The organism is Okeania sp. SIO3I5 (genome assembly GCF_010672085.1).
Lineage (GTDB): Bacteria > Cyanobacteriota > Cyanobacteriia > Cyanobacteriales > Microcoleaceae > Trichodesmium.
Genome location: NZ_JAAHHT010000206.1, coordinates 1 through 6105 on the forward strand (window position 1 = coordinate 1; position 6105 = coordinate 6105).

Consider the following 6105-nt stretch of genomic DNA (forward strand, 5'->3'; position numbering starts at 1 on the left):
TCAATATTTCGGAACTAGAAATTTTTTTTGTAGTAGGGCTTGAGCAATATTTATCTTACCGCCTTTCCCCGACTACCAACTCTAACTATAACCATTCATTCTTATCAATATTTCGGAACTAGAAATTTTTTTTGTAGTAGGGCTTGAGCAATATTTATCTTACCGCCTTTCCCCGACTACCAACTCTAACTATAACCATTCATTCTTATCAATATTTTGGAACTAGAAATTTTTTTGTAGTAGGGCTTGAGCAATATTTATCTTACCGCCTTTCCCCGACTACCAACTCTAACTATAACCATTCATTCTTATCAATATTTCGGAACTAGAAATTTTTTTTGTAGTAGGGCTTGAGCAATATTTATCTTACCGCCTTTCCCCGACTACCAACTCTAACTATAACCATTCATTCTTATCAATATTTCGGAACTAGAAATTGGTTTGTAGTAAGGCTTGAGCAATATTTATCTTACCGCCTTTCCCCGACTACGAACTTTAACTATAACTATTCATTTTTATCAATATTTCCGAACTAGACAGTGAATAATCAGTTATCAGTTATAGCAAATTTCATCTTAGTCAGGTATACTATTAGCGGGTAAGATGTTCGGATAATAAGTGATAAAAAAGTTTTTGTTTGTAGTATTGCCATAGGAATAAAATAAATATTGCTCAAGCCCTACTACGAACTTTAATATGATATTAATTAAAATGAGAGAGCTTAATATTACAAATTCAGAAACTAAAATTAATCATTGTTATTAAAAAAAATAAGGAGATTATTCAATGAATAACTTAAACGAATATTTGACAGCAATTCAAACACTATTAGAAAATAGTGATTTTTGGCAAAAGGTTGCTATTGCTATTATTTCTGGTTTTTTTGTAGCTCTATTTAATTATTTCTCATCAAACAAGCAACGTCAAGACCAGACAATGGAGCTTTCTTATACAAAAAATATATTGAGTATTTTAGAATTTAAAAAAGATATAGGTCAGAAAAATATTAGTATCCTTTATGGTGAAAATTATGAGCTTGCAGATTTGTATCTCATCTCTTGCGATCTTGAAAATACTGGTAGAAAGGTCGTTAAAAATCAAGAAATTACTTTTGAGTTTCTTGATACAAATGTTGGAATTTTAGAACAATTTTTCGAGCCACCTTTGAATGATAATTCAATGGGTATAGAGGAAATTAAGATACAGGATATTAAGCAAGGTGAAGTAAAAAAAAGGTATTTAATCAGAGAAATTTTACCAAAATGTCAAACAGGATTTAGATTTTTGTCGGGAAGACTTACTCAGCAAAATGAAGAACCAAAATTATTTGTTTCGAATCAAGATAATAGTAAAGTTGACCTTACTCAAAAAACAGATAAACGAGAGAGAGATGAAATTTCTAGAATTATGAATTTTGTTACCTTCTTAATTTTGTTTTTTACTCTTCCACAAATCTTGGAATTGATTCCTTTTTCCGGTGAGATTCTGGCTTTTTTAGCAAAATTAGTTACATTTGTAATTATCATTCGAGATATAGGTACTTTTTCTAAAAAAATTGCAGAGCTTCTAATACTGCCTTTTCAAATAAGTAAAAATCTAGGAGCTAAGTACGATATAAATATACAAGGTTCAAAAATAGAGAGTTTAGGAATAATTGAAGGTACAGGTACAATATATGGAAACCAGGAGCTAGAAAAAGACGAAAAATAGCACGATAATTTGGTTCGAGTATTGATGTTAAACTCTACTATCAATAAAATCTCATATTCTTGCTTCTTACTTTTTCATTTCCTACAAAAAATCGACAAAGTTTCTTAGCTATATTCTTACTTTACTTCTTCCTTCTTCCTTGCCCCTTATTCCTTCTTAAATTATGATAAATTCTACTCTTATAAATCAGAATATCTCCTTAGAAGAATTCACAAAAAATCCTCCTGAAAAAATGGAATGGATAGACGGCAAATTAATAGAAAAAAACAGCATGACATTAAGACATGGAGAAATTCAATTAAAACTCGGTCGTTATTGGGATGACTATAAAAATGCCAGTCAACAAGGTGGAAAAGTTTATACCGATGTACCTTGCCGTACTAATAAACAAGGGCGATCACCTGACGTTGCTTATCTGACTCCTGAGTTAGTTTCAGAATATGGAAATTATCCTACTTTGCCTCAAAGTTTTCCTTTAAGTGCAGAAATTATTTCCCCTACAGATTTAGCTGAAAATGTTTTTTTAAAGGCTCAAGAATATTTAGAATCTGGTGGCGAAGAAGTTTGGTTAGTTTATCCTGAAAGTAAATTGATAATAATAGTTACTGAAAATCAAGGTCTAATGTTTACTTCCGGTCAGGTTGTTACTACTCAAAAAGTTTTAAAAGGTTTTACCGTGGCAATAGATGATTTATTAGCTTGAGAGTTATATCAGTCCTAAATAAGTTGTATAGCACTACGCGCTATACATATCAAAAACAATCTGCTCTTCTTCTCCCCCTAGTTTATGGTTAATATAGGTCTTTAGGTTCCACTCAAAAGTTTTATATCCTCTACAAAATAACCCTTTGAGAAATTTTAACAATAAGCCATTTTTATGTAGACTTATTCTAATAGACTCAAAAATCTTCCAAAAAATGGAAATTATATATCTATACTAAAACGATCTAGTTATGACTACAGAAGTATATACAACAGAAGCAGCATTTTTACTTAATATATCGACAGGTAGATTGCGAATACTACTTAAACAAGGCAGAGTAGTAGGAGCTTACAAGGAGGAAAGGTTATGGATGATTCCTCTTAACAGTCGCGGAGTACCAGAAATTATACCCGGTCGTCGCGGTCCTGAAGGAACCTGGAACAAAGCTGAACGTACAGGAAATACATTTGTTCATGTTCTACGAAAAACTATTGACTATAACCGAGATAATAAAACTTCTTATCCAGCACTTGCTGTGAAAGTAGGAGATAAAAAAGATTATTGCCACGCCTTAAAAATTGACGGACCTTGCCAGATAGTCTATCAGCCACACCAGCCTAATACAAGTCAAGCAGGAGGTGCTCGTCTGTGGATTGAGGTTGAGCCGCAACATCAAGTAGAGCGAATTTATTTCTCAAGAGGGGATTATGGTCCGCCTCCGGAAGTGACTCAGCAGAGGCAAAAGTCTAAAAGAAAGAGGAAAGAAAAAGCTCAAAAATCTTCTCAGAAGAAATGTTCGAGAAAATCAAAGAAAAAATCTTAGCCTATTTTCTTTAGGCAGCTAAAAAAATATCTAGAATAGCTTTGAATTATTGAGGTTTTCAAAAGACTCCTCCGATTTATGCTGAATGTTTAAGCTCAAATTTTTTGCTCGAAGATTTTGCCTAATATCTTGGCATTCAGACAACCTTTCTCTATTTTTGATAAAGCGAAAAATTTCCACACTTTAGTAGTTAGCTAACTCCTAACTCCTGAATTCTGAATTCTGACTCCTAAAGACTCTAAATAAAATGAATAAACCAACGCTCCTGAAAATTCACACCTGCTAATGCCTCATACTCTGCCAAACTTCTGACATTTCCTAACCCATAAATTCCAAAATCTTCTGTCGCACTTTCCATTCCCAAAATCTGACGAAAACGAGACTCAGAAATCTTATTTTGCACCCACCAATCTTGATGATCTTCCCAATGTACAACCCGCTTTTTACCAGTATTATAAAAATGCCAACAAACACTCAAATTAGGATGATAAATATCCCATCCCCTCGTCCAAGCTTTCGCCGCAAATAATACCTCTTCCCCAGTAAAATAAATCTCCGGATCGTAAGGCACCTCCTCAATAATTTTCCCCTCAGCAAAAATAAATCCAGCCGCAACAAAAGCTCCTAATTGCGGAATGCTACATTTACTTAAATCCCCTATTCCTCTTAAAGTCAAAGTACCAGAATCTCCAAATTTACTTGCCTCTAACCGACTCGGTGTATCCCCAACCAATTCTCTCGGAGGTTGATAAGCAGGGGGATAGGTACTCAGAAGGGGTTTTTCACTGGGGCACATTTTCAGCATTTTAATTAATTCCACATCCCACCCAGGCAAAAATCTCATGTGGGCATCAATTTGTAGAGTATATTCCTCTTTTTGCCATAACTTCTGCACCAAAGACCTCGCCCAACCTACACCACGAGCTTGAGAAGCAGTAACTACAATAATCCGACAATCTTTTAGACCTTTAAGTTGACCAATATAATCCTTTTCCTCATCCGTACCATACTGCCAACAAATGCCAAAAGTGAGGCGTTCGGGATGAGTAGCATGGGCGATCGCCTCTTCAACAGTAGGAACCAATTCTAAATCCCGATAGGCAACTATTTGAATAAAAATACTGTCCATAAAATATATTTTGAATCATTTTATATAGCTCTCAAATACTTCCTATCTTAACTTTCCTGGCGGGAAGTCCCGCGCTCTCCATCCCCCCTAACCCCCCTTGGAAAGGGGGGAGGGGAGCGTCGGGATGAAAGCCTGGGCCCGGATTCGGATACCTTCATAAGCTAAACGTTCATATGCCCAAGACACAAGCTAAGAGCATTTTGTTATTGTCAAAGTCAAAACAGGGGGAGGACATCACCTCTGTCATGCGCAGCGGTCAGGGTTTCCCAGACGCTCAGAATCCCGCGTTGCCCTTACGGGACAACGTCGGGAGTATGTCAATAAACATCCGTAGAGTCACAAGTAACCATACTATCCTCTTGATCTAAATCACTAAAAACACCAAAATTTGTCACAACATTGCTTGACTAGCTTCACTGAAATTAATCTATCAATCATCAGATGATGTATATATATTAAATAATAGATTGAGATTCAGGGTCTTTACTTAGATCAAATTATGGAAGCTATGACTAATTATCCGATAAATGTTAGTTCTGAAATACCTAGTCCTATTGAATGGGTAGAAGAACATTATTCTATTGCCAGTTTAATAGATACTCTTACAGATATACAACAGATATTTTCTCATGGATGTCTATTCCAAAGTAGTGAAGATGAAGAATTAGTTATAGATGCTAATCTGAAAGATGCTTTGCGAGAAGAATATGGTTATCAAAATTGGGAATATTTGGAAAAATATTTACTCAGTAATTAGTAATTGTTGAACAGATACAACAGCCATAGCAATCTCATAAGCATTCAGCTCTCGGCAATTAGCCATTAGTTATTGAATCATTGTATAAATCGGGGGAATTAGTATTGAGAGATTGAGAGATAATTAAAAGTATCAATAAAACTTTATGCTGTAAGTATTGCCTCTTCTTAATGCCAAGTTTAAATGAAGTTGCAAGCTAGTCAGGTTGCCAGAACAATGACCCCATCCGCATATTTAAGACAGATAAATATAATGAATTTTATAATTCTGTGCAACTAAAATTGGTATAAAAAGCACGCCTAGCTGACTGCTGAAGCAATCTTATTTTAATTGTGAGAAATTGTATATTTTTAGAGAACAGGGAAACAAAAAAAACTATATCTAATAGTAGTTTCCCACTTAATAAAGAACATACACTTAGGATTTTAGGGAGTAGGGAATAGGGAATAGGAAAAAAATATTCTTTCCATCAATTGAGCAACATTAACCTGGAATTTGCTGTATCTTCTAGACTTTTCAAGAATAGTCAAATTCTTACATTTGATTTATGACTGCTATAAATTATTTATTCCAACTACTAAAATCAAAATCAAGAGATGTAACTTTTCAGGCAGAAAATGTCAAATAAATTTTAGATAAATCCACTTTAAAACTTTTGGAAAGATGATTTTTACAATCCCAACAATAAGCAGATTTTTTGAAATTATAACTTTTCAGGCAGAAAATGTCAAATAAATTTTAGATAAATCTACTTTGAAACTTTTGGAAAGATGATTTTTACAATCCCAACAATAAGCAGATTTTGTGAGGAGACTTTCCGATTGCTAAAAATACAAAAGTTAGCTTCTATCAATCTCAACTTCAAGACAAAATTTCCGGCAAACCTACCTTTCTTAATTCAACAAACTTATCTTGAAAATCTACAGCTCGATCCTCCCCAACTTGCCTTGCTTCCGCCAATTCCCGACGAATTTCTGCCCGCT

Annotated in this window: 5 protein-coding genes; 4 read left to right on the top strand and 1 reads right to left on the bottom strand. The window is 34.3% G+C overall.

Annotated elements, in window-relative coordinates; genetic code table 11:
- The first annotated feature begins 786 nt into the window (after positions 1-786).
- The 3 genes from F6K40_RS30825 (at position 787) to F6K40_RS30835 (ending at position 3236) form a co-directional block, all read left to right on the top strand.
- Positions 787-1710 carry a hypothetical protein gene (locus F6K40_RS30825; protein WP_293141476.1) on the top strand — a complete coding sequence of 308 codons (924 nt, stop codon included), beginning with the start codon at positions 787-789 and terminating at the stop codon, positions 1708-1710.
- A gap of 163 nt (positions 1711-1873) precedes the next feature.
- Positions 1874-2413 (top strand): Uma2 family endonuclease, encoded by a 540-nt coding sequence (locus F6K40_RS30830; RefSeq protein WP_293141478.1) that lies wholly within the window; start codon positions 1874-1876, stop codon positions 2411-2413.
- Positions 2414-2663: 250 nt separating this feature from the next.
- Positions 2664-3236, top strand: a complete 573-nt coding sequence (locus F6K40_RS30835) for a DNA-binding protein (RefSeq protein WP_293141480.1) — start codon at positions 2664-2666, stop codon at positions 3234-3236.
- A gap of 238 nt (positions 3237-3474) precedes the next feature.
- On the opposite strand, the gene F6K40_RS30840 is transcribed toward F6K40_RS30835, so the two are convergent.
- Complete coding sequence (locus tag F6K40_RS30840; protein WP_293141482.1) at positions 3475-4365, bottom strand: GlcNAc-transferase family protein; 891 nt, start codon at positions 4363-4365, stop codon at positions 3475-3477.
- A gap of 499 nt (positions 4366-4864) precedes the next feature.
- On the opposite strand from F6K40_RS30840, the gene F6K40_RS30845 reads away from it, so the two are divergent.
- Positions 4865-5122, top strand: coding sequence for a hypothetical protein (locus F6K40_RS30845; protein ID WP_293141484.1), 258 nt, complete (start codon positions 4865-4867; stop codon positions 5120-5122).
- The last annotated feature ends 983 nt before the right edge of the window (positions 5123-6105 follow it).